The 22,289-nt window shown below is 60.1% G+C and carries 20 protein-coding genes and 1 pseudogene; 10 read left to right on the plus strand and 11 right to left on the minus strand.

Annotation, left to right across the window (positions count from 1 at the left end; genetic code table 11):
* Positions 1 to 2 precede the first annotated feature (2 nt).
* Positions 3 to 632, minus strand: coding sequence for a hypothetical protein (locus J3S89_RS23245; RefSeq protein ID WP_230488999.1), 630 nt, complete (start codon positions 630 to 632; stop codon positions 3 to 5).
* On the opposite strand from J3S89_RS23245, the gene J3S89_RS20755 reads away from it, so the two are divergent.
* Positions 576 to 2,081: a DUF3363 domain-containing protein gene (locus J3S89_RS20755; RefSeq protein ID WP_230489000.1), complete on the plus strand. Its 1,506-nt coding sequence runs from the start codon at positions 576 to 578 to the stop codon at positions 2,079 to 2,081. The two genes, J3S89_RS23245 and J3S89_RS20755, sit on opposite strands and share 57 nt — an antisense overlap.
* A gap of 139 nt (positions 2,082 to 2,220) precedes the next feature.
* Here the strand turns inward: J3S89_RS20755 and J3S89_RS20760 are convergent, their stop codons facing one another.
* Positions 2,221 to 2,463, minus strand: coding sequence for a helix-turn-helix domain-containing protein (locus tag J3S89_RS20760; RefSeq protein WP_217931020.1), 243 nt, complete (start codon positions 2,461 to 2,463; stop codon positions 2,221 to 2,223).
* Positions 2,464 to 2,570: 107 nt separating this feature from the next.
* Here J3S89_RS20760 and J3S89_RS20765 point away from each other — a divergent pair, with 107 nt between their 5' ends.
* From J3S89_RS20765 to J3S89_RS20775, 3 genes are all read left to right on the plus strand, one after another.
* Entirely contained in the window at positions 2,571 to 2,864 is a 294-nt protein-coding gene (locus J3S89_RS20765; protein WP_217931023.1) for a DNA -binding domain-containing protein, read from the plus strand.
* Between the two features lie 128 nt (positions 2,865 to 2,992).
* Positions 2,993 to 4,978 carry a conjugal transfer protein TraG gene (locus J3S89_RS20770; protein WP_217931026.1) on the plus strand — a complete coding sequence of 662 codons (1,986 nt, stop codon included), beginning with the start codon at positions 2,993 to 2,995 and terminating at the stop codon, positions 4,976 to 4,978.
* 11 nt (positions 4,979 to 4,989) lie between these two features.
* Positions 4,990 to 5,469 carry a ribbon-helix-helix domain-containing protein gene (locus J3S89_RS20775; RefSeq protein WP_217931028.1) on the plus strand — a complete coding sequence of 160 codons (480 nt, stop codon included), beginning with the start codon at positions 4,990 to 4,992 and terminating at the stop codon, positions 5,467 to 5,469.
* A 74-nt stretch (positions 5,470 to 5,543) separates the two neighbouring features.
* Here the strand turns inward: J3S89_RS20775 and J3S89_RS20780 are convergent, their stop codons facing one another.
* The 5 genes from J3S89_RS20780 to J3S89_RS20800 all read right to left on the minus strand — a co-directional run bounded on the left by J3S89_RS20780 (position 5,544) and on the right by J3S89_RS20800 (position 11,668).
* Positions 5,544 to 7,463: an ATP-binding protein gene (locus J3S89_RS20780; protein WP_217931035.1), complete on the minus strand. Its 1,920-nt coding sequence runs from the start codon at positions 7,461 to 7,463 to the stop codon at positions 5,544 to 5,546.
* 165 nt (positions 7,464 to 7,628) lie between these two features.
* Positions 7,629 to 8,582: a 5'-nucleotidase gene (locus J3S89_RS20785; RefSeq protein ID WP_217931044.1), complete on the minus strand. Its 954-nt coding sequence runs from the start codon at positions 8,580 to 8,582 to the stop codon at positions 7,629 to 7,631.
* Between the two features lie 449 nt (positions 8,583 to 9,031).
* A complete protein-coding gene (locus J3S89_RS20790) occupies positions 9,032 to 10,447 on the minus strand; it encodes a hypothetical protein (RefSeq protein WP_217931051.1) in 1,416 nt (471 codons plus the stop codon).
* A 51-nt stretch (positions 10,448 to 10,498) separates the two neighbouring features.
* Positions 10,499 to 11,425 carry a hypothetical protein gene (locus J3S89_RS20795; protein ID WP_217931053.1) on the minus strand — a complete coding sequence of 309 codons (927 nt, stop codon included), beginning with the start codon at positions 11,423 to 11,425 and terminating at the stop codon, positions 10,499 to 10,501.
* A 9-nt stretch (positions 11,426 to 11,434) separates the two neighbouring features.
* Positions 11,435 to 11,668 carry a hypothetical protein gene (locus J3S89_RS20800; RefSeq protein WP_217931055.1) on the minus strand — a complete coding sequence of 78 codons (234 nt, stop codon included), beginning with the start codon at positions 11,666 to 11,668 and terminating at the stop codon, positions 11,435 to 11,437.
* On the opposite strand from J3S89_RS20800, the pseudogene J3S89_RS20805 reads away from it, so the two are divergent.
* The 3 genes and pseudogenes from J3S89_RS20805 to J3S89_RS20815 form a co-directional block, all read left to right on the plus strand.
* Positions 11,630 to 12,295: pseudogene (locus J3S89_RS20805) on the plus strand (IS3 family transposase); the annotation flags it as partial. The gene J3S89_RS20800 and the pseudogene J3S89_RS20805 sit on opposite strands and share 39 nt — an antisense overlap.
* A 148-nt stretch (positions 12,296 to 12,443) precedes the next feature.
* On the plus strand, positions 12,444 to 13,196 hold the full coding sequence (locus J3S89_RS20810; RefSeq protein ID WP_217931057.1) for a hypothetical protein: 753 nt from the start codon (positions 12,444 to 12,446) through the stop codon (positions 13,194 to 13,196).
* A 40-nt stretch (positions 13,197 to 13,236) separates the two neighbouring features.
* Positions 13,237 to 14,496: a helix-turn-helix domain-containing protein gene (locus J3S89_RS20815; RefSeq protein ID WP_217931059.1), complete on the plus strand. Its 1,260-nt coding sequence runs from the start codon at positions 13,237 to 13,239 to the stop codon at positions 14,494 to 14,496.
* Between the two features lie 564 nt (positions 14,497 to 15,060).
* Here J3S89_RS20815 and J3S89_RS20820 read toward each other — a convergent pair.
* The 4 genes from J3S89_RS20820 to J3S89_RS20835 form a co-directional block, all read right to left on the minus strand.
* Positions 15,061 to 16,800 carry an ATP-binding protein gene (locus tag J3S89_RS20820; protein ID WP_217931062.1) on the minus strand — a complete coding sequence of 580 codons (1,740 nt, stop codon included), beginning with the start codon at positions 16,798 to 16,800 and terminating at the stop codon, positions 15,061 to 15,063.
* Positions 16,801 to 16,809: 9 nt separating this feature from the next.
* Positions 16,810 to 18,060, minus strand: a complete 1,251-nt coding sequence (locus tag J3S89_RS20825; RefSeq protein WP_217931064.1) for a DUF4297 family anti-phage-associated protein — start codon at positions 18,058 to 18,060, stop codon at positions 16,810 to 16,812.
* Positions 18,061 to 18,727: 667 nt separating this feature from the next.
* Positions 18,728 to 19,423, minus strand: a complete 696-nt coding sequence (locus tag J3S89_RS20830; protein ID WP_217931066.1) for an SH3 domain-containing protein — start codon at positions 19,421 to 19,423, stop codon at positions 18,728 to 18,730.
* Positions 19,424 to 19,557: 134 nt separating this feature from the next.
* Positions 19,558 to 19,716: a hypothetical protein gene (locus J3S89_RS20835; protein WP_217931067.1), complete on the minus strand. Its 159-nt coding sequence runs from the start codon at positions 19,714 to 19,716 to the stop codon at positions 19,558 to 19,560.
* On the opposite strand from J3S89_RS20835, the gene J3S89_RS20840 reads away from it, so the two are divergent.
* The 3 genes from J3S89_RS20840 to J3S89_RS20850 form a co-directional block, all read left to right on the plus strand.
* Entirely contained in the window at positions 19,709 to 20,326 is a 618-nt protein-coding gene (locus J3S89_RS20840) for a phospholipase D-like domain-containing protein (protein WP_217931069.1), read from the plus strand. The genes J3S89_RS20835 and J3S89_RS20840 overlap by 8 nt on opposite strands.
* Positions 20,327 to 20,954: 628 nt before the next feature.
* Positions 20,955 to 21,968 (plus strand): P-type conjugative transfer ATPase TrbB, encoded by a 1,014-nt coding sequence (gene trbB / locus J3S89_RS20845; RefSeq protein ID WP_217931071.1) that lies wholly within the window; start codon positions 20,955 to 20,957, stop codon positions 21,966 to 21,968.
* The coding region (locus J3S89_RS20850) for a TrbC/VirB2 family type IV secretion system protein (RefSeq protein ID WP_217931080.1) at positions 21,965 to 22,289 on the plus strand (325 nt) is incomplete at its 3' end. The genes trbB and J3S89_RS20850, both read left to right, overlap by 4 nt.

Consider the following 22,289-nt stretch of genomic DNA (forward strand, 5'->3'; position numbering starts at 1 on the left):
TTCTACCGGTTCTGCGTGTGCAGGCGGGAGTGGCGACCGTGAGTCGTGACGACGAACATCGGTTTCGGCCGAAGCCCGGTCGGGTGGGGCGTGGTGGCGACGGCAAGGCCACGGCCAGCTTCTTCACCAAGGTCGGCAAGGTTGCCCGGCAACATGGGATGGGTGGATCGCCCGGGTCCTCGATCGGCCCGGGAGTAGCCTCGCCTGCATCGAGGCTCGGGGGTGCGGCCAGTCGCGGAGTGGCCCGTGGGCGTGGAGCAGCCTTCGTCCGTGCCTGTGATCTCGGTCGCGGTTGGAGCCATCGGAAGCCCGGTGCGCGCCGGGTGGTGGTCAAGGCGCGCTTCGTCCGGGCGGCAGGGCAGGGCGGTCGCGCGGCGGCGCATCTGCGCTACGTCCAGCGCGACGGCACCTCGCGGGATGGCGAGCGCGGCCAGCTCTATGCGGCGAGCGAGGATCGCGCCGACGGTGATGCCTTCCTCGCGCGTGGCCAAGACGATCGCCACCAGTTCCGCTTCATCGTCGCGCCCGAGGATGGGGTCGCCCTCGACGATCTCACCGGCTTCACGCGCGACCTGATGGCCGAGGTCGAGAAGGATCTCGGCACCCGGCTCGACTGGGTGGCGGTCAACCATTTCAACACCGGCCATCCCCACGTCCATGTCGTCGTCAGCGGACGCGACGAACGGGGCGAGGAGCTGGTCATCAACGGCGACTACATTGCGCATGGCGTCCGAGAGCGGGCGAGCGAGCTGGTGACACTGGAACTCGGGCCGGTCAGCGAGCTCGAACGACAGCAGAAGTTGACGGTCGAGCTCGACCAGGATCGCTTCACCCGGATCGATCGCGCCCTGATCGAAGAGGTGCGAGAGGGGCTTCTCGACCTTCGCCACGCGCCGACCGACCGCCGGGACATCGCGGACCGTGCCTCGCGTCTCGGGCGACTGAAGAAGCTCGGGCGCATGGGGCTCGCGACAGAACAGGCGCCTGGAATCTGGTCCCTGAGCAACCGTCTGGAGCCGACCCTTCGCCAACTGGGTGAGCGCGGCGACATCATCGCGACGATGCAGCGGGCGTTGCGTGTCGAAGGAGAGGACCGCGATCCGGCGAGCTTCCGGATCCACGATGGGGTGCCGTCGTCGTCGATCATCGGCCGCCTTCTCGGCAAGCATCTGCCCGACGAGCTCGGCGACAGCGTCGCCTTGATCGTCGACGGTATCGACGGTCGTCTCCATCATGTCGCCGGCTTCGATCCGGCTCATCTCGAAGAGGTCGCCATCGGTGCGATCATCGAAGTCGGGCCACGAGAGGCCGGTCCTCGACCAGCCGATCGCACCATCGCCGCATCAGTGGAGGGCGGCATCTATCGACCGAGCCGTCATCTCGAACAGGCTCGTTTCGAAAGGCATGGTCCTGGTGCTGATCCCGAAGGTTTCGTCGAAGCCCATGTCCGCCGGCTCGAAGCCCTGCGTCGAGCCGGCATCGTCGAACGGATCGATGCCGATCACTGGCGCATCCCGCAGGACTTCGAGAGCCGGGCTGCCGCCGATGATGCCGCCCGGAGTCGACAGGCGACGATCCGCACGCTCTCGACCCTCGATCTGGAAGCCCAGATCTCGGCGGACGGCGCGACCTGGCTCGACCGCCGCCTGATCGGGCGCAATACGTCCGATCTCGTTCCCTCCGGGTTCGGACAGGTTGTCGACCGCGCGATGGAGCATCGCCGCGAGCGTCTGATCGCGCAGGGCGACGCCCTGCGTCGCTCGGATGGCCAGATCGCCTATCGCCGCAACCTGCTTGCGACGCTGGAGACCCGTGAGGTCGCACGAGTGGGTAGCGAACTCGCCTTCGAACGACCCGTGTCGTTCCGGGCATCTGTGGATGGCGAAACAGTGCAGGGGACCTTCCGGCGGACGGTCTCACTGGCGAGTGGTCGATACGCTCTCGTCGAGAACGCCAGGGAATTCACGCTGGTGCCCTGGCGGCCGGTGATCGACGACCGTCTCGGTCGTGAGGTAATGGGCATCGTCCAGGGGACGTCGATCTCCTGGCAGTTGGGCAAGACGCGAGGGTTGGGGATCTGAGGGAGAGAGATGCTCGCGATCTCTTCGATCTCGCTAAACGTCCGCGCTTCTTTATGTGAATGGTGTGATTGATTATTGAATAACTAAAAATTTTGAATTCTGCATTGTTGTAAATATAAGTAAGATCATATTTGCTGTTCTAATGTGGTAACATTTGCAGTCTGTACAATACGTCTGCTACCGAAATATTTAGCACCATTGTGATGTCGATGAGTTCGACGACATCCAGTCGGCGCTCTCCGTTCTCATATTTGGCGACATAGGATTGGGGCTTTCCGAGCGCGCCGGCGACGTCCGCCTGCGTCAGGCCCTTGCCCTTGCGTGCTTCGATGAGCAGTGCCTGGAGCAACACCTGCCGAGGCGACCGCAGGGACTTCGGCATCCGGTGAAGCTCTCCGTTGTAGACAGTGAGCTTTTCCGGTAATCCTGGAACAGGATTATCCCATTTCAGGATTTCTCTTGTCGTGTTGATGGGGAGGGGAGTGCTTCATGTGTTTGAAGCTGGAACTCGATCCCGAAGTCGACGACGAAGCTCCCTCGGCTCCCGGCCTCACCGGATACGACGAGGCCCGCCTCGTCACTTACCTGCGGCTGCTCGATGCCGAAGCGGCTGGGGCCGACTGGGCCGAGGTCGCGTGCATCGTGCTTCATCGCGATCCGACGGTGGACGAGGCGCGAACCCGGCGGTGCTGGGAGACCCATCTCGCGCGCGCCCATTGGATGACGAAGCAAGGCTATCGCCGCCTCTTGGAACAGAGTGCCGCAGCGAAGAGCCGACCTTGATTTCTCTGTCACCCCGCCGATTTGCGCGCCGTGGTATCCGTTGGCGCGATCGCGCAGCTTTGCTCTTGCCCGTCCTTAGTTAGCCTATTCTCTGATCGGCTCCACGCCTCTCGCCGATCGGAGCCATCATGTCGGGAACTCGCGTCCTTTGGGGACAGATCACCGTCGTCTTCGTCATCGTGTCGGTGGCGATCTGGGGGGCGACCGAATGGACGGCGTGGCGGCTCGGATTTCAGCCGCAGCTCGGATATTCCTGGTTCACGCTCGGGGGACTGCCGTTCTATCTGCCGCCGGCCTTCTTCTGGTGGTGGTACTTCTTTGACGCCTATGCGCCGTCGATCTTCCTCGAAGGCGCGGCGATCGCGACCTCCGGCGGCTTCATTTCGATCGCCGCCGCCATCACCCTGTCGATCCTGCGGGCGCGTGAGGCGCGCAACGTCGAGACCTACGGCTCGGCGCGCTGGGCAGGACGAGAGGAGATCGAGGCCGCCGGATTGCTTGCGCCCGACGGCGTGGTACTGGGGCGGCTGGAGGAGAGTTACCTCCGTCACGACGGTCCGGAGCATGTCCTGTGTTTTGCTCCGACCCGCTCCGGCAAGGGCGTCGGCCTCGTCGTCCCGACCCTGGTGACATGGCCCGGCTCGGTAATCGTCCACGACATCAAGGGGGAGAACTGGGGGCTGACGGCAGGCTTCCGCGCGCGCTTCGGCCGGGCTCTGAAGTTCGATCCGACCGACGCCGGCTCGACCGCCTACAATCCGTTGCTGGAGGTACGCCGCGGCGAGAAGGAAGTCCGCGACGTCCAGAACATCGCCGACATCCTGGTCGACCCCGAGGGCGCGCTCGATCGCCGAAACCATTGGGAGAAGACCAGCCACTCCCTGCTCGTCGGCGCAATCCTGCACGTTCTCTACGCCGAGCCCGACAAGACGCTTGCCGGCGTCGCCAACTTCCTGTCCGATCCGAGACGCCCGGTCGAGGCGACCCTGCGCACCCTGATGACAACACCGCATCTCGGTGACGGCGGCGTCCATCCCGTCGTCGCCTCGGCGGCGCGCGAGTTGCTCAACAAGTCGGAGAATGAGCGTTCTGGCGTGTTGTCGACGGCCATGTCCTTCCTCGGCCTCTACCGTGATCCGGTCGTCGCCCAAGTGACGGCGCGCTGCGATTGGCGCATCGCCGATCTGGTGGCGGGGGCGCGCCCCGTCAGCCTCTACCTCGTCGTTCCTCCCTCCGACATCAACCGCACAAAACCGTTGATCCGCCTGATCCTCAATCAGGTCGGCCGTCGACTGACCGAGGAACTGACCGCCGTAACTGAACGGCATCGGCTGTTGCTGATGCTCGACGAGTTCCCCGCACTCGGGCGGCTCGATTTCTTCGAGAGCGCGCTCGCCTTCATGGCGGGCTACGGCATCAAGAGCTTCCTGATCGCCCAGTCGCTCAACCAGATCGAAAAGGCCTACGGCCCGAACAACGCCATTCTCGACAACTGCCACGTCCGCGTCGCCTTCGCCACCAACGACGAACGAACAGCGAAGCGTGTGTCCGACGCCCTTGGTACCGCCACCGAAATGCGTGACTCCACCAACTACGCCGGACACCGCCTCGCGCCGTGGCTCGGCCACCTGATGGTGTCGCGTCAGGAGACGGCGCGGCCGCTGCTGACACCTGGCGAGGTGATGCAGCTTCCATCTGCCGACGAGTTGCTGCTCGTCTCCGGCATCCATCCGGTTCGGGCGAAGAAAGTCCGCTACTTCGAGGACCCGCGTCTCATGGAGCGCATCGTGTCACCACCAGAGCGGACGACCGAGCCCGCGACGTCGACCGAAGACGATTGGAACGGCAGGGTCATCCCTATGACAGGGCGCACGCAAGCGAATGCGGGTGGACCCGCCGCCGAGATCGACACGGCGAACGGTGGCATTCGCCGCGAGCCCGAGCTCCCGGAGCACGAAGAGATCGTGCCTCCGCAATTGCCGTCGGACCACGAGTTCGACGTGCTCGACGACGAACCCGATGTCGATGCGGCGAGAGCGCGGCAGATGCGCCAGAGCATGCGCTTCGTCGCGCGACAGGCAGCGCTCGATCCCGCCGACGGCATCGAACTGTGAGGGGGCGCCCCATGCAGACTAAGACCCGCATGAACGTCTATTTCGAGCCGGATCTCTTGAAACGGGTCGAAGCTCTGGCACTCCGCCGCAACGTCTCGAAATCGGCAGTGATCGAAGCCGCTGTCGCGTCCTTCCTGTCGGTCGACTCTGCGGATCGTCGTGAAGCCGCCTTTGCACGACGACTGGATCGGCTCTCACGCCAGATCGAGGCGCTCGATCGGGATCACGCCATCCTCGGAGAGACCGTCGCGCTGTTCATCCGCTTCTGGCTGACGATCACGCCACCGTTGCCTGAGAGTGTTCAAGCTTCGGCCCGCACCAAGGGGCTGGAGCGTTTCGAGGGGTTCATCGACGCATTGGGGCGGCGGCTCGCCACCGGTGACCGGTTCATCAAAGAGTTGGTGCGCGATGTCGGCGTGGCGAGTGTGGCGAAATCACAGAAGATGGACGGGTCGGACGAGGCATTCGTGCCCTCTGGCTCTTCAGGGTAGGTGGGAGTGGCAACGAGCGGCCACATTGCGCCGAAAGCGGACTCACATCGATCAGAGATGAATGGCCACTGATGTTAGTCATTTCCGAAAAAGCTGCGACCAGAAATGCCAGCCTTATCGAAAAAGGCCTGATTACGAGCCTTCGCATCCTCAAGAAGTGCATCCCAACCAATGAGTTCGATGGATCCACGAAAACCGTTGTTGGGCCTATATATGCGCCCGCGACCGTCAACCGTTCTCTGCCACGAGTAAGTCCAGTCATCAAGCTTCCCGACGATATCGGCTACAATAAAGCAATAGAATATTGTGACCTCATCCAGTTTTATCGGACGACCTTTGACGTCACTCAGTTTTCCAGATTGAAGCTGCCGAACATATCTTTCTACTTGCAGCTGAGGATTCTCATCGTCGTTATACGAAGTCCGTCCGGGTCTCTTGAACTCAACAAGCAGAACTCGGGAGGGAGCGTCCGTTTGACGGAGCCCATGAACATGATCAAAGATCAACACGTCAGGTCGTTCATCGCTGTCAAACTCTTGAGCAAGCGCTGAAAATTCCGTGTCTGAACTAAAATATTGGGCGAAGGTAAGCCGTTCATCTATTATCCAAAGATCATGAGATGATGCGGCCTCTATTTTTTTACCGGATGAAATCGTGTTTACCCGAACAGGACAAATGAATGAATGCAATATATCCTCTCTCTGATAGGAGCTATCTGAGCTTTTATCGCGCACCTTTTGAAGCAATATCTCTATAAAATCCAGAACGACTTTGCGTCGTACAACGTACTCGGCAAGGCTGCGTTGTTCGGTTTCCTCAAGCGCCTTGCCTGCATCTGCAATTGCAGCTGCAAATGTATTCGTATCTGCGCCGGTATCTTTCAGCCGTGAAAGCACACCTCTGATCTTCTCGGCTTGCTTTTCGTCACGCCGATAGCGTTCCCTCGATAGATGTCCATAAATGGCATCTTCCTTCAACTCCCCGGACGGCACCTTTTTTTGAAGCTCTTCAGTATCTCCGAATGCAACTGAGGGATACGTCGCAGCAATGGACACAATTTTTGCCCTTTGCTCCCCCTTTAAAGAAGCCAATGGCCCCTCAAGGAATTTTTCTATATACTCGAAGCAGACTTCGTTGATGATCCTATCAATTATAGCATCTTCAAAATTGAAGGCTGTTCTTTCTTGATTTACATTCTTGTCGAGAAAATCACCAGTGACAATTGCATGAAATACATGATCATTGTTGTCTCCGAATAATTTCAGACCAAGTTTGCCGTCAATAGCTTGCGAATGAACAGTCCTGTCATGCGCGATAAAATGAACGAAGTGGCTCCCCTTTAAATCTGCGCTGGCAACTTTGTCGCACTCAAGAAGGGTTATCCTGAGTTCCCCAAAATCGTCGGTTTGCTTCGAGATTTCAGAGCTACGACGCCGTACAATTTCATTGATCGCTTCCGGATAATGCTTGGCCTCATCTCCGACGTGAACGCTAACCATAGGGCAGCGACCGCCGATGAAGATGGGCAAGAAGTGGGAAGTCAAATGCTGAAAGACGAAATTTCCGCGCCCAGGAAATTTCTCATAGTATCCATTTGGCCGAAGTCCATCAAATCGAACGAAGAATGATGTACTTGATGCACCAGGCGCAAGCTCAACTACTTCTTCTTGAATTTGATTTTCTATTGAAAGAACGAACTTAAATTTGCGTCGACTAAAATTGCCATTCTCTTGAAATACGCTATCAACAGCTATATTTTTGAAGCAATCAAGCCAAAGAAGACGCCCAACACCTTTGCCGCCAATTGCAATTTTGTTGTCCGTATCTGTTGTCGTGAAAGCGTCCCAGTTGGCTTCATTGAGACCAACTCCGTTGTCTTCAACGGTTGCCCAAACATCGTCCTTCTTTCGATCTGTCGAGACAACGATAGTTACGCGACCATATTGTGCGGCATCATTGCCAAATTTGGTCTGTGTTGCGTGGATGGCGTTCATCACAGCTTCGAATAGCGGAAGCAATGCGTCGGACACATTTGTCGGCTTCGGCAATCTCTCAATGCGTTTTATTAAATTTGGTCGGAGAGAAGTCATTTGCATTGCCTCGAAATTTGGAAAATACCGCGTAACTCAAAAGTATAGAGCAACCCCATCGCCCCGCCGCTACCCCGCAGGAATAATTGCATTGTTGGGATGGTGGGGGCCGGGAACGTGGCCTGCGGGAACCACGCCTGCCGCGCCGAGAACGTGCTTTTCCTGGTCGTCGAAGAAGATGTGGGCACCGAATGCCTCAAGGATCGGAGCTTTCTTCCAGCGCCCGACGAAATGGGCTTCGTCGGCAGGCGTCCCCCACGCGCGAAGGGTATGGATGACGCGGGCGTGGGCGGCGCTGTCACGCGCGGTCACGATGCCGATCCGCACCTTGCTCACACCGTTGTCACCCATATAGATCGCCCTCAGAATGGACAGCTTCTTGAGGAATTCGCCGAATGGCCCGCCCTCCATGGGCTTTTGAGCATTCTCCAATTCATGCGCTCGGAATGCCGCAAGCCCCTTTTCCGCAAAAATTTGGTCTGACTCGGCGCTGAAGACGACGGCATCACCGTCAAAGGCGATACGCACTTCGTCGTTCGATTGAAATCGTAGCTGCTCGGGAACCTTGCCCAGTCTGGCGGCAGCACACTTCGCGCCGATCGCGGATTTCACATCATGGGGATCGTTCGAAAGAAACAGGTCAATATTCCATGCGGGAATGTACGGCCCGATGGGCGCGCCGCTGGTAAAGCTGCCCGTGACCACTGGCAGGCCGTAATGCTCTATGGATTTGAACGCCCGCAAGGACAGGTCGGGAGAGTTGCGCGACAGGACCACGATCTGAACATATGGGTCGCTGTCGGGCTCGTTCAGCCGCAAAAGCCGGTCAACGACTTCAAAGGCCGTCCCTTTCCGGATCAATTCGCCTTCGCGCTCGTGTTGCAGATCGATATAGGCGTGAACGCCCTGTTCCTCGAAAACCTTGTGCTCTTCTTCAAGGTCGAACAGCGCGCGGGTGGAAATGCCGATCCGCAGGGGTGCTGCCCGTAACCGGGCTTTCAGATCTTCGACGCTCTCAGACATCATTGATGCCCCGGGGCTGGCTGGTTTGGCGCGATTATCCCGTGGCTGAGATTATGGTCCGACGGAAAAGCTGTCGGCGATCATATCCAACTGAAGCCCATTTGGTAGCGGTGTTCCGTTGAATTGCACCACTATCGAGGGAAATCGCTAGATCGAGCAACGAAACGTCCGATGCGGGTCGCCTGATTAGGTTGCCGCCTTGAATCCTGTCGTCTGGGCGGCAATGCCCGGGGCATATTGGCTCGCCCACTCTACGATCTGGTGACGTTGCTCGGCATGAGCCATCCGCGCTCAAGTGCGTGGACGTCCGCTTCGGGTCGAAAGGCGTCACCTACCGCATCGCGCCGATTGCCGACGTTGGCATCGAGGCCTCGGCCTGCCGCAAGGTAGGTGCGGCAGGCAGTGTTCGTCACGCCGCGGCCGGTAGAGGAATAGGAAGTGCGGCCCGGTCATGACGGCGCACTTTCGCCAGGCGCGCCGCTGCGCGTCCCGGCTTCTCCAGCAATGTGCAATCGGGTGACCGACGACAGCACTGAGTTCGCCCAGATGGTGCTGCACTCGATGTCGTCGTCGCGCTCGAACCAATGGGTCGCGCCTGGAATGAGGTCGAACGGGATGGGGCGGGTGGCCAGCGGATTGTGGAACACCTCCAGCTCCTGGCACCAGGCTTCGCCCCAGGGCCAGAGCGCCTGATATTCGTCGCTGGCGACCGACAGATTGAAGTCGATTGGCTCCAACGCGCCCGGGGTGCGGTCGAACAGGATGCCGCTTCGGATCATCGTCAGCCCGGGCGGGCGCCAGCCGGCGAGGAAACCCATACGGTTGAACTTGGCGAGCGTTGCCGCATTGCTGAAGATGACGGCCGACAGGTGGGCGAAGTCGGGATCGCGAAAGAGCCCTGCCGGGATGCCATGTTTGCCCGTCAGGTTGGCGATCGGTGTCCCGACCGCTCGGCGCTCCGCGCCTTCTCCTGCGATATCAGCCCGTAGCCCGTAGAGGTAGGTGGGCAGGGCCTCGCGGCTCCAGACCATCGAACCGGACTGGTGGAAGTCGGCCAAGGCGAGAGCGAAGGACTGCCCCTTCACGTGGTCCATCTCATGATAGTTGCGCTGGAGCTTGCCCCGCAGCGTTTTGGCGAAGCGCTCGGCTGGACCTCCTGTCAGGCGTTCATTGCGGTCCTCCGGCGCATGCACCCAGTCGCCGATCCCGCCGGCGCGAGGAGTCTCGGAATTCGCCGTCACCGCCTCGATCCAGCAGGCGTCGCCGTTCTTCTCGATGAAGAAGTCGGGCGAGACATGATCTTGCCCGATGCTCAGGCCCTGTTCGCGAAAGCAGGCGAGGAGGTAGAGTTCGAACAGCCGGGAAGCGAAGTTGCTGGTCTGAAAATCCGGGACGAAGTTGGCGTCGGGATTGGGAAGGGCGAGATAGCATTCGCCGATCGCCATCAGGGCCGGCCAATGGCTGATCGTGCTCGTCAGCAGATCGAACTCCGGGGATGTCCCGCGCGCTCCGGGTTTCACCAAAAGCGGGCGTCGCCTTGCGCCCGGCGGCAAGGGTTCCGGCGGATCGCCGGCGCGCATGGCGATGCTGAGGCGATCGAGCGCGGCCTCTGGGGTAGAATAGGGGCCACTTTCATCGACCTTGATCCAGCGGTGATCAACCTGCCGGCGCAAGGCGAGGCTGGAGGAGGTCCCTTGCTCCGGATCGAGAAGGATGCAGCCGCTCGTGCAGCCCCGTCCGGCCTGATAAGCGCTGAAGATATGTGCGGGGTCGAAATTGGGGCCGCGTTCTAGCGACAGCGCATAGAGCTCGAACTGGCGCTGGCTGATCGGCGTGATCAGTCGTGACTCATCGGTTTGGGCCATGACCGGCCTTATGATCCTGCAGGTAGCAAATGGGCGCGTATGATCCCATCGTCATGACGCCGCCGCCGCGGCTGTCGTGGCGAGAATGTCGTTGGATTCCCATCCGTCGCCCTGCCGGACCGTCACAAACTCGCGGTCCCAGACGCCCCAGTTGGTGGGCAATGAAACCTGCGCCAGGGGATTGTGGACATAGGTGATTGGCCGGACCTGGCGCGAGAGGTTGCCGAGGCTGACCCGTGACCAGATCACGCCCGAAATATCTGCGAAGCGCTCGTCGAGGAACGCTGTGCGCGGGATCGGATCGCGCTCGCGGTGGATCAAGGGCGCGGCATGAAAGCCTTCTTCGATGACATCACCGGTGTCGCGGTCGATGGTGATGAAGGCGTCGCCGATCGGGAACAGCGTCGTCATGATGAGCGGCAAGGGCTGTTCGGAGACATAGGCGCCGAAGCGGCTGGTGCTGATGGCGATGATGCGGGTGTCGCCCGGCGCGATAACGCCCTGTTCGATATAGCGGCCTATCTTCTGCGCCTTGGTCCAGAACGCCCCCGAGGTCCGAAGCTGCGCCTGGCGGATTGGCGCGCAGATCACGCCGCCGCCCTCATTGATCGGCACGGGACGTACGATCTGGTCAGGCCCTGGAGCCCCTTCGTCTGGGGTGATAGCTTCGATCCAGATCCGGCGACCATCTTCGAGGACGCAAAGGTCAGGCTGGCCGCCGTCGCGTTGACGATCGACGACGGGCATCAACGTCCGCCCCGCCTCGATCAGTGTGCAGCCCAGATACATTTCCCAGAAGCGCCCGTCGACGTCGCGCGCGAAGCCTTGGCGGAAGTCGGGATCGGCAAATGGCTCGTAGCGCGTCCACATCTCTTGCAGCATAGTGCGGAGTTGCTGCTCGATCGGAAACTCGGCCGCCTTCAGATTCTCGAACCCAAGATCGAGATTGGCGCCGTCAACGTCAAAAAGATCGCTCATCGGGTAGCCTCATGCCCGGCGCAGGATCCGGGGGACCTGCGCCCGGTGATAGCCTTGGGAGTGGACCTGCTGGCGGAGTTGCTTGATGTCGCTGACGCCGAAGGCGACTGCTGCCTTCAGTGTACTGGCGAAGGTTGCGTAAAATGTCCAGCGTGACCCAGCGGGAAGTGTCGGGTTTCGCTGACGGTCGGTGATAACGACGTCGCGCGGCAGATGGCCCATCATCTGCGCCAGCAGGGCCATACGGTCGACCGGAAGTAGATCCGGCGACTGATGCGGAAGATGGGGTTGCAGGCAGTCTATCAGCGACCGAAGACGACCGTCCCGCATGCCGAGCACAAAAAGTGGCCATGTCTGCTGCGGGACCTCCACATCAGTTGGCCGAACCACGTCTGGTGCGCGGACATCACCTACATCCCGATGCGACAGGGCATCCTCTACCTCATCGCCGTGATAGATTGGGCGAGCAGGCGGGCGTTGGCGTGGCGACTTTCGAACACAATGGACGCCGACTTCTGCATCGCCGCTCTCGAGGAGGCCATGGCGCGACATGGGAGGCCGGAGATCTTCAACAGACCAGGGCAGCCAGTTCACAAGCCCACGGTTCGCCGAGGTCCTGACCGACGCAGGCGTTCGAATCTCCATGGACGGACGCGGCAGGTGGATGCACAACGTCTTCATCGAGCGGCTATGGCGATCGTTGAAGTACGAGTGCATCTACCTCCATGCTTTCGAAACCAGATCGGAAGCCCGTGCCGGCATCGGACGGTGGATCGGCTACGCAACTTCGACCGGCCTCACTCGACGCACAGTAGGCCTACGCCCGTCGAGGTTCACGAGGAGGCCGACGGCATCAGGCTGGCGGCGTGACGGACCCGAAAGGCCCAAACTAACGAAGGCCGCCAATCCGTCCAGCCGGGCGGGGCCACCTCATGCCGATCCCGGACGACTTGGACGGCTGACTGACCGGGGACGATGGCAGCTGAGGTGACGTGTATCGGTGGACAGAGAATGATCCGTGTTTGCATCTCGCAAAAAATCGTATATAAAATCCTTATTGATGCAAATCGGAGTTCATGCTGTGGGCCACGCCGCTATTGCCACTCTCATCCGCCAGGCCGTACCCAAGCAGGTTATGCTCGATCACGCCGAAATCCCCGGGGTCGCACGCAAGGCGGCGGCGGAGAAAGCGCGTGAACTGGGGCTCTCTGGCCGCGCTGCGCGACGTTCGACCGGTTTCAATGCCCACTTGGTCATGGAGAACCTGCTGAAGGATCTCTGTGAGCGAGCCGGCGGCGTGGTGATCGAGGATCGCGCCTTCCCGGGCACAGAACTGATGCTCCACCAGCCCCTTTCGCGATACGGCCGTATTCTCCTCGGCCGTGCGACCATCCACGAGCGCAAGGGCATGCCCTCTGCCAACGTGACGCGTCGCAACGGTGCTGCGCTCAACCGAGCCCTTACCGCCGATCTCTTCGATCCGTCGACGGATGCCAGCGCTCCGTTTCACGTTCTGCTCCTGACGCTGCCGGACTTCCACGACCTGGACAAGATCGCCGCCACCTATCTCGCCGTGATCGCGCCGGACTTCAATTCGTTGCTCTTCGTCGAGGAGATCGACGATTTCATCGCCGGCTACGGTGAAGAGGAGGGCACGATTGAGCCGATGCCCGCCGATGCCGGCGACTTCGGCCTCGTCCCGCGCAAGGGTGTCGAGCCCTATGCCGGCGCGGAGTATCGTGCTGAAGGCGCCGCCGAAGAAAAGGCGTGACGCTCGAACAAAATGGTAATATCTCGCACCGATCCTTGCGGTGTATGGGAATTCACCAGTCGAAAGTTGCGAGATCGCTATGTCGCCGAGATCCGAAGACCGGACTCGGGCGGGTACGCCGGGATTCCAGGCAGCCCGCCTGACCCAGGCGCGTGAAGCGCGCGGCCTGAATACGCTGCTGTCGCTCGCCGGACTCTTGGGGGTGAACACAAGCACCGTCAGCCGATGGGAAGACGGCACCTCCAGCCCATCGCCCGACATGCTCGAGAAGTTGGCGGCGCTCCTGCGCGTTCGCCCGGCATTTTTCTTGCGCTCGGGAGACGATTCGAAAGGGGCCGTGTTCTTCCGTTCCCTCGCAGCCGCGCGCAAGCGCGATCGCGCACGGCAGCTCGCTCGGCTCGAGTGGGTGCGTGACATCACCGAAGTGGTCGCCCACTACATCGCGCTTCCGAGGGTCGACGTGCCCGATCTCCTCGCCTGCGCCGACTGGCGGACGCTGCGCGACGAGGACATCGAGGGACTGGCGACCGAGCTGCGCCGGCACTGGCGCCTCGGCCTCGGCCCCATCGCCAACGTCCTGACGCCGATCGAGAAGGCAGGCATCATCGTCGCCTGCGATGAGATGGGCACCACCAATCTCGACGGTCTCTGCCGCTGGTCGACGGCCGATGGGCGGCCCTATGTGCTGCTCGCCACCGACAAGATGAACTTCTTCCGCCGTCAGATGGACGCCGCCCACGAGATGGCGCATGCGGTTCTGCATCGCGGCGTCGACGCGGCGGCCCTGGCGGCCGAATTCGATCTCGTCGAGCGGCAGGCCTTTCGTCTGGCGAGCGCCTTCCTGATGCCGAGCGAGACCTTCTCACTGGCCGTGGCGCAGCCGAGCATGAGCCGGTTCCGCGTGCTCAAGGACACGTGGCGGGTGTCGATCAAGGCGATGATCCGTCGTTGTCAGGATCTTGAGATCCTCGACCGAGACGAGGCGACGCAGCTCTACAAGTACTACAGCGCTCGGGGTTGGTCGAAGGGCGAGCCGGGGGACGATGCCGTGGCCGTCGCGAAGCCGCGCCTGCTCGCCCAGGCGCTCGGCATGATCATCGACGAAGGGTTGCGGACGAAGGAGGACCTACTCGCCAGCGACTTCACGCTGGCGGCCGGCGATGTCGAGGATCTGTGCGGCCTCACACCGGGGTGGTTCGAGATTGCGACCGGGGACGTCGTCTCGCTGCAACTACGACCGCGGGAGAAGGCCGGGCAGTCCGATCCTGGCGTCGTCGTGCCGTTTGGGCGGAAGAGTTAGACCCTTATCGGAGGGGCGGACCTCAGCGCGTCGACACGCAGTTGCGTGAGATCTTGGTGCAGACTGTCGGCGGATTCCAGGTGGCGTCGGACCATTCCGTCGCCGTCTTGTCCGATAGAGTGCGCCCTTCGATGCAGCCCCAACACGATTCCGACAGACCGAATCACAGGCATTCTCATCGAAGTGCCGGTGATGCTCTCCGTCGTGTGGATCGTGAACCGATCGAAGAGCTGGTGCGATGTGCCCCCCCTGATGCGCGTCCGCTTTGGGTCGCAGGCCGTCACCTACCGCATCGCGCCGAAAGCGGATGTCAGGCTTGCTTCGCTTGGGCGACCGAAATGGGGGGCCGACAACGGACCGTCCGGTCCTAGAGGCCGTGATCGCGATCAGAACAAGCTCAATGCAGGCTGTGTAATGCCGCCGAGGCGATTACTTCACGGGCGACTTTTCTTTCGACTACGAAAGTGACTGAGTTCACGGAACCTCGGGTCAGCCCGGATTCATTCGCTTCGGATCATTTCCCCATACCGACAATCTGGACCGGCGCTCCTTGATCAGCACCCATCACCCTCGCCAATTGTCGGCACGCTTTTCGAAATCGATCTTCTTCCATTCCTCTTTCCAGAGGGTGAGATATTTCACGTCAATGGACGATGGTTCGGGATCGCATTTCTCCACGTATACCACGCACGGCATGATGACGGCGTCGCCGATCAGAAGCGCTTCCCCTTGCTCCAGCGCGGGCATGCCCTCGGTCAGATTGCCGAGCGTATCTGGCAGTAGTCGGCGGACATAGCTTTGGTCGTCGGGATTGGTAAGACGCATTGCCAGGAAGTTGGAGCATTGTGAAAAAATAGTTTCTGATATTTCAGATGGTCTCTGGCTCGAAATCAGTAGGCTGATGCCGTATTTTCGGCCTTCTTTGGCTATGCGTTCAATTGCAGCCAGTGAAGCCTTGTAGCGGGAAAGACCGCTCTTCGGCGCATATTTGTGCGCTTCCTCATAGACCATCAAGAATGGCTGTTCGATTTTGCTTTCAACGCGCCGGGCATAATAGCAAAAGTCGAACATTAGGCGGGAGATCAGCGAGACGGTGATGCTGAGCAGTTCAAAAGGGATGCCGCTAAGGTCGATGATAGTGACATTCGACTCGCCTCCTGCCTTGTAGCCCGTGAACTGCCTGAGCACGTCCTCCAAAGAGGCCATCTTAGCTCTTTCACCGAAAATGAACCCAAGCCGCGTGTTCGCGATTTTTGATCTAATCCGTCGTTCGAACTTGTCGATAGTACCGTCGGCATATGGCCCTTTATTAATCTCACTACGTTTTGTCGGCGCAAATTGGCGCAACTCCATACAGTAGTGCTTGATCTGGGCATCGACGTCAGAGAAATTGATTTCCGTGTTATCCATGAACTTGATCAGCAAAGAATTATCAGCGTTCTTTGTCTCTCTGGTAAGATTTCTGAACGCATTTGCGACATGATTGATCTCGTATGGAAGGGGGCTGTCGAAATTGACCTTCTCTGCGTCGGGATTACTGATCTTTTTTGCGATGGTGACAACCTGCCGGAGCAGCGCCTCCTGATTGTAATTGTTGCTATCCCCTGACTCCAGGAACATGTCCTCCATCTCGTCTTCGTTAAGCAGCCAGTATGGTAGGACGAGGTCATCGACGGTAATGACATTCGCCTTCGGAAACGCTGTGGCATACTCGGAATGAAGATCGAAAATCACGACATGGGAGTTGTTGAGGCCTTGGTATTCGCCAGTTTTGGCAGATATCGCCTTCTGCAGAACTGACGACACACTCGACGATTTGCCCGATCCCGAAGCACCGACAACGGCAATATGCTTGTTGAAGAACCGGTCGCCGTGAACAGGTACGACGATATCACGTTGCCTAGTCAGTGACGAAAAGCAAAAGCGCTTATCAGCGGCATAGCAGTCAGCATATATGGCCGCTATTTCCGCTTTCGTCGCCGGGACGACCTTCTTTGGCGGAATGGCCAGTTCGTCACCGCCGCGATTGAACTTTCCGTCTTTAAGGGACCCGAGAGGATACGCATCGATCATATAGACGCGCTTGTAGTCACTACCACCGTCGCCTTTCACCTCTTTCATCTCGATTGAAAAGCTTTCGATGATGCAGATGAGCGAAACGTTGTCATTGTCTGAGACTTTGAGAAAGGACCCAACGCGAAGAGATTCACCCACCGTCTGGAAGTTCAAAAGATCATCGACGGCCACTCGAACCTTGTTGGGATAAACGGCGACAACCTCGGCATTCGCGATTTCCTCAGTCATTGTTCGTCCTCAGATGATGCTCATGATTGTGGAGATACTGCTGACGGGGATCGAATACATCCGACTCTTTGGACCCGGCAGCGCCATGGCTGCAGGGCGTTCAAGGAAGAAGTCGTAGATGTGGCACAACTTCCGTCCCACCCCATTGAGGGCCTCCAGCAACTGGCCAACGTCGTCGACAAAACGAATTTCGATCTGGTGCTCTTGGGTCTGCGGGCTCTGAACGTGATCGTTACGGAAGGGTGATCCGCGATATGGGTAACCGTCTACGAAAACGGTTCCAGTATCGAAAAGCTCGTTCTTGACTTGTATGACGAGGTTTTCGTCCGCGCCGCGTAGCACGATGAATGGCGCGTAGCGCTCGGAATTCTGGATGCGGCGCCTCTTAGCCGAACTCCAGTTGTTGCCTATTGCCCTGAGCTGGTCGCAGACGATCGAACCGTCTGTTGCCGCATCGCATTCAATCATGAAAGCACGGACAACTCCCGCGCTGTTTGTGGGTGAGAAATACAGGCGTTTCATATGCTTCGCATATTCGAATGCACCCTTCTCTCGAAGAAGCCAACGATTATGGACAGCTTGGGTTCCCTTGAGCAGTTCTTGCAAGTCACGACGCGTGGTCTTGCGGTCGTTGTGATCTTTTTTCGTGGCTAGTGTCGCAATGTAATCGAGGGCCATTGGATAGTGAAAGCCTTCGGCCTCAAACGCGGAGATGTTTTGGTTTTTCCGTATTGCCTCGATGACGATGTTGCGATGTTCAGAAAATTCCGCCGAGATTTGGATGCTGAAGTTTTTGCAGAACGCCTCGATCAATTCGTCAGACGCTACCGTGCCATCGAGTAGGGACTTCTTCTCGTATGTTTTCGTGCCATCAGCGGCCTTCACTTCCTTCCGGTATTCCATCACTGATTTAAATCGTTCGACGGAAAGCTCACCAATATCGATCTTAACTTCCGAAAAATGCCCGTACAGCAGGTATTTTCGGCCTGCGCGTTGTGCTTCTTCGAGCCCGTGGAAATGAACAAAGAGCTTATGCAGGGGATCACGCAGCACCGAGTCTGTCAGGTTCTGCTCCGCGTAGTATTTTACTTGGCCGTAAATGACGCCTTCATCGGTGTAACGGTCGAAGTCTTCAATGCCCTCAATGACGACGCTATCGTTCAGGCCCGCATTCAGGATTTCGAGCAAGGCAGCGTCGAGTTGATAAAAATACCCCCTGATCGAAGCTGTCGCTTCGCGTTTCTTGTCTACCTCCAGCATCCTACCCCCCGAATCAATCCCCGATTGACATTATGGGGAGAGTAAGCGCGAGGCGCGAGTGGGCGGATTTGCGCCGACGGGAAATTTTAGCGAGAATTTAATGAATGACTTGGCGGATTAAGCTGGTGAGTATCGACTTTTTGGGAGCCTTACAGGCGGCAACCTCATTACCGATCCTACACGCTAACAATATTAGATTGCGCGTGGTTGTTTGCGTCTACAAGGCTTGAAAGTTCCCACCGGACGGGGAACTCAACGGGCACCATGTTTACGAACGGTCAATCGAATACAGCAGCTCATTATGGGAACTCAAATGCTCTCCATTTAGTGGCAGCTTTTGGTCCAACAATTTCGGGGCCGAACGACCGAAATGGGGCGCATAGTTGCCGTTCCAATCGGATGAATCGAACGTCCGCTTCGGGTCGCAGGCCGTCACCTAGACACAAAATGATCCCCTCTCAATGTTGCGAGTCTCCGGGCTGTTGCAATGATTGTTGCGGCGGCGGCTCTGATCGCGCCGACCCGTTCGGAGACCGCCCAGGGGCGCTGCGGGCGTTCTTCGCCGACCTGGCTGCTCAATCAGCATTTTCCGGACGCGAACGTTTCCTGGCTTGGAGATGCGGCCGTGAATCGAGCCCGGCCTCAACCTCAGGAGGAGTACTTTCTCCTATTGAACCGATGCCGTTTGTGTCTTGCGGTATTCGGCGATCATTTCCGCCGTCACGTCGCGCGGATAGCAGAGAGGCGCATATCCGCCGGGGCGCGAATAGGCGCTTCTGGCTCCGCACCGGTGACCACGTTTGTCGACGTCGTCGGGGCAGGCACAATTTCCGGGATAGCTCGCGCGGCTCTCCGCGAGAAGACGAGCGACGATGACCGACGTCGCCACCATGGGGGCTTTGGGTGGGGGTATCTCCTTGCGGGCTTTGTGCGGCGCCTCTGCCGCCGCGGAGTCTTTCGAGCGGACGAGGCTCGCCTTCACCCATCCGTCGGTGCCCGTGACGGGATGGCGAACCTTGACCCAGCCGGTTTCGCGCTCCAACTCCAAAACTTCGCTTCCTTGACGAAGGCGATCCAAGATCTTGGTCTTCGGGCCCGGACCACTCCTCAACGAAACGTCATGCCCCGAGACGACGAGGCGCGTCGGCTCGGCGGAACTCGTCGCGGCGGTGCTTGCCCGGGTGTAGAGCGGCGCTGTCGGAGTGACTTGGGTCGAAACCGGCTGCAGCGCGTAAGCTGTCTGCACCGGCGTCGTTGGCAAAGATGTCTTCGGCGGATCGCTGCCCTTTCCCAGACCGAACAGCCCACCGAGAACGGCCAAGCCGAGAAGGAGAGCACCTCCGCTTCCACGACGTCTGGCCATGACCGGCTACCCCACACGCATCGAACGCAACCAAAATAGTATGACGAGATGTTGTGCACTACATCAGTGAACGTCCCAGGATGCACTGCTACGTTGGTCGTCGGTCGGCTCGGAGACGGGAGAGCCCGGGCTTGTCAGTTCTTGACGAAGGGCATGACATTGTCTGGAAGGCTCTCGTCGCCTCCTCCTTGCGCACGGGCTTCGATCAATGCCATGCCGAGCATGTAGGAAAGCATCGGCAACTCGCCCTCGTCGGCGATGCGGACGAGTTCCTTCAATGTCACCGTGATCATTCGCGCCGCCGACTCGGATCTTTCCGTCATGCCTTTGCTCTCCATTGCCTCGTCATCGATGATGCCACGCCTTCTGGATGCGGGGATAACTTTTCTGCGCGCCGGCGGGGTGGCCGTTGCCCTGCTGATGCCGAGCGTCGGCATCGCTGCGGAGGCGCTCGAGATCCATTACGCGCCGGTCGAAAACCTCGAGCACATTGATGTCGATCTGATCGCCGAAGCCGGCGACACGGTGGATATCGCCGCCTTCATTCTGACCGATCGCCCGATCATCGAGGCGCTGATCGACGCGAAGGAGCGTGGTGTGGCGCTGCGCATTCTACTCGATCCATCGCAGAGGTCGGATTTCGAGAGACTGCGGCCGTTGACCGACGACATCCGCATGAAGCGTCGGGGACCGCTGATGCATCTGAAGTCCTACGCGGTCGATGGTCGACTGTTGCGATCGGGATCGGCGAACCTCACGGCGAGCGGCCTGAAACAGCAGGACAATGATCTCGTAGTGACGCGAGCCCCGCGACTGGTCGAGGGGTTTGGCGCATCGTTCGATCGTATGTGGGAGAAGGCCGTTCCGATCTCGGAAGCCAAACCAGCGCCAGCGGCAGAGTGAAAGCGGCGCAGATTCTCGTGAGCTCCGCCGGAATGACGCGAGATCATCGGTTCGGGAAAGTCGCTGCCTTGATCGGCGTTCGGGTGACGCCCCCAAGGACCGCTGCACGTGAGATGGCCTCGGCAACACGCATGTGCCGCATGCGGCGAGCACGGCCAGGGCGAAGCAACCAAACTTGCGACGCATCGGATCGGAGATCCGAGTATGTACCCCGCTGAACACCTTCCTCGTCTCCGACCGGCCGAGACCGGGACTTTCGTGTTGACGGCAAAGAGGCGCCAAGGGAGCGCTCGGCTCCGGAGCTCGATTTGTTGTCCTCGAAAGCAGCGCCCCTCCTGCCGACCGGATAGGCCGGCCAGGCCGCGCCGGATCTATTGGAGGTTCGTCGGTTCGAGCTTCCATTTCGGGTCGATTCCGATGAAGAACTCCATGGCGGATGAGAGCGTAGCCGTCCGGCGTTTGCCCCTTTTGCCGATCTGACTTCTCCGGAGTAGAGCCGCCGATCCTCGCCATTTTTACTCTGTGGCCCGCGACCTCATTTCGGTTGTTGCTCTGCCCCAATTCCTGCCTCTTCTAATCATCCCCGACCCAGGGCCGCCGGTTGCGGCCCGCAGAGAACGGGGACGACATGGCAGTCATCCAGCGACGATCCGAGACGGCGGAACGCGGCGTGCGCATGTTGCGCACGGCGTTGGGGGCCGCCATCTCCGGGTTCCTGGACGACCCGTCGATCGTCGAGGTGATGCTCAACCCCGACGGGCGGCTCTGGATCGACCGGCTGTCGACCGGTCTCGCCGACACCGGTGAGCAGCTCTCGGCTGCCGATGGCGAGCGCATTGTTCGGCTGGTCGCCCATCACGTCGGCGCCGAGGTTCATGCCGGGGCGCCGCGGCTGTCGGCGGAACTGCCGGGAAGCGGCGAGCGCTTCGAGGGACTGCTGCCGCCGGTGGTCGCGGCACCGACCTTCGCCATCCGCAAGCCGGCCGTCGCCGTCTTCACCCTCGATGACTACGTTGCCGCCGGCATCGTGACGGCCCCCCAGGCCGAGGTGCTGCGCGCGGCCGTCGTATCGAGGAAGAACATCCTGGTCGCCGGCGGCACCTCGACCGGCAAGACGACGCTGACCAACGCGCTCCTCGCCGAGATCGCCGACACCTCCGATCGTGTCGTGCTGATCGAGGACACCCGCGAGCTCCAGTGCCGGGCGCCCAATCTGGTGGCGCTCAGGACCAAGGACGGCGTCGCCTCGCTCTCCGATCTCGTCCGCTCGTCGCTGCGCCTGCGCCCCGACCGGATCCCGATCGGCGAAGTCCGCGGCGCCGAGGCTCTCGATCTCTTGAAGGCCTGGGGCACCGGCCATCCCGGTGGCATCGGCACCATTCATGCCGGATCGGCGCTCGGTGCGCTCCGGCGGTTGGAGCAACTGATCCAGGAAGCCGTCGTCACCGTCCCCCGCGCGCTCATCGCCGAGACCATCGATCTCGTCGCGGTGCTCGCCGGCCGTGGTGCCGCGCGCCGCCTCGTCGAACTCGGCGTGGTCACCGGTCTCGATCCGGTGACCGGCGACTACCGCGTCGTCGCGGGCGCTGTCGAGCCGTCCTCCTCGCGTCCCTCCATGCCCGTCAACGGAGACCCCGCATGATCCGTCGTGTCACCGCTCTGCGCCGCCACCTCGCCGCTGGCACTGCCCTCGTCGCCTTCAACATCGTTCTCGCGCCTTTGGCCTGGGCTTCCGGCTCGAGCATGCCGTGGGAGCAGCCGCTGGAGAAGATCCTGCAATCGGTCGAAGGACCGGTCGCCAAGATCATGGCGGTGATCATCATCGTGGTGACCGGCCTGACGCTGGCCTTCGGCGACACCTCCGGCGGCTTCCGCCGGCTGATCCAGATCGTCTTCGGCCTGTCGATCGCCTTCGCCGCCTCGAGCTTCTTCCTGTCCTTCTTCTCTTTCGCCGGTGGAGCGC

It is taken from the genome of Pinisolibacter aquiterrae (genome assembly GCF_019160155.1).
GTDB classification, from domain to species: Bacteria; Pseudomonadota; Alphaproteobacteria; order Rhizobiales; family Ancalomicrobiaceae; genus Pinisolibacter; species Pinisolibacter aquiterrae.

Bases quoted from the DNA above. Each gene is read 5' to 3' on its own strand.
- J3S89_RS20755 (WP_230489000.1), top strand. From the start codon at position 576: ATGGCCGAGGTCGAGAAGGATCTCGGCACCCGGCTCGACTGGGTGGCG.
- J3S89_RS23245 (WP_230488999.1), bottom strand. From the start codon at position 632: ATGGTTGACCGCCACCCAGTCGAGCCGGGTGCCGAGATCCTTCTCGAC.
- J3S89_RS20760 (WP_217931020.1), bottom strand. From the start codon at position 2,463: ATGCCGAAGTCCCTGCGGTCGCCTCGGCAGGTGTTGCTCCAGGCACTG.
- J3S89_RS20765 (WP_217931023.1), top strand. From the start codon at position 2,571: ATGTGTTTGAAGCTGGAACTCGATCCCGAAGTCGACGACGAAGCTCCC.
- J3S89_RS20770 (WP_217931026.1), top strand. From the start codon at position 2,993: ATGTCGGGAACTCGCGTCCTTTGGGGACAGATCACCGTCGTCTTCGTC.
- J3S89_RS20775 (WP_217931028.1), top strand. From the start codon at position 4,990: ATGCAGACTAAGACCCGCATGAACGTCTATTTCGAGCCGGATCTCTTG.
- J3S89_RS20780 (WP_217931035.1), bottom strand. From the start codon at position 7,463: ATGAACGCCATCCACGCAACACAGACCAAATTTGGCAATGATGCCGCA.
- J3S89_RS20785 (WP_217931044.1), bottom strand. From the start codon at position 8,582: ATGTCTGAGAGCGTCGAAGATCTGAAAGCCCGGTTACGGGCAGCACCC.
- J3S89_RS20790 (WP_217931051.1), bottom strand. From the start codon at position 10,447: ATGGCCCAAACCGATGAGTCACGACTGATCACGCCGATCAGCCAGCGC.
- J3S89_RS20795 (WP_217931053.1), bottom strand. From the start codon at position 11,425: ATGAGCGATCTTTTTGACGTTGACGGCGCCAATCTCGATCTTGGGTTC.
- J3S89_RS20800 (WP_217931055.1), bottom strand. From the start codon at position 11,668: ATGGCCCTGCTGGCGCAGATGATGGGCCATCTGCCGCGCGACGTCGTT.
- J3S89_RS20820 (WP_217931062.1), bottom strand. From the start codon at position 16,800: ATGACTGAGGAAATCGCGAATGCCGAGGTTGTCGCCGTTTATCCCAAC.
- J3S89_RS20825 (WP_217931064.1), bottom strand. From the start codon at position 18,060: ATGCTGGAGGTAGACAAGAAACGCGAAGCGACAGCTTCGATCAGGGGG.
- J3S89_RS20830 (WP_217931066.1), bottom strand. From the start codon at position 19,423: ATGGCCAGACGTCGTGGAAGCGGAGGTGCTCTCCTTCTCGGCTTGGCC.
- J3S89_RS20835 (WP_217931067.1), bottom strand. From the start codon at position 19,716: ATGATCACGGTGACATTGAAGGAACTCGTCCGCATCGCCGACGAGGGC.
- trbB (WP_217931071.1), top strand. From the start codon at position 20,955: ATGGCAGTCATCCAGCGACGATCCGAGACGGCGGAACGCGGCGTGCGC.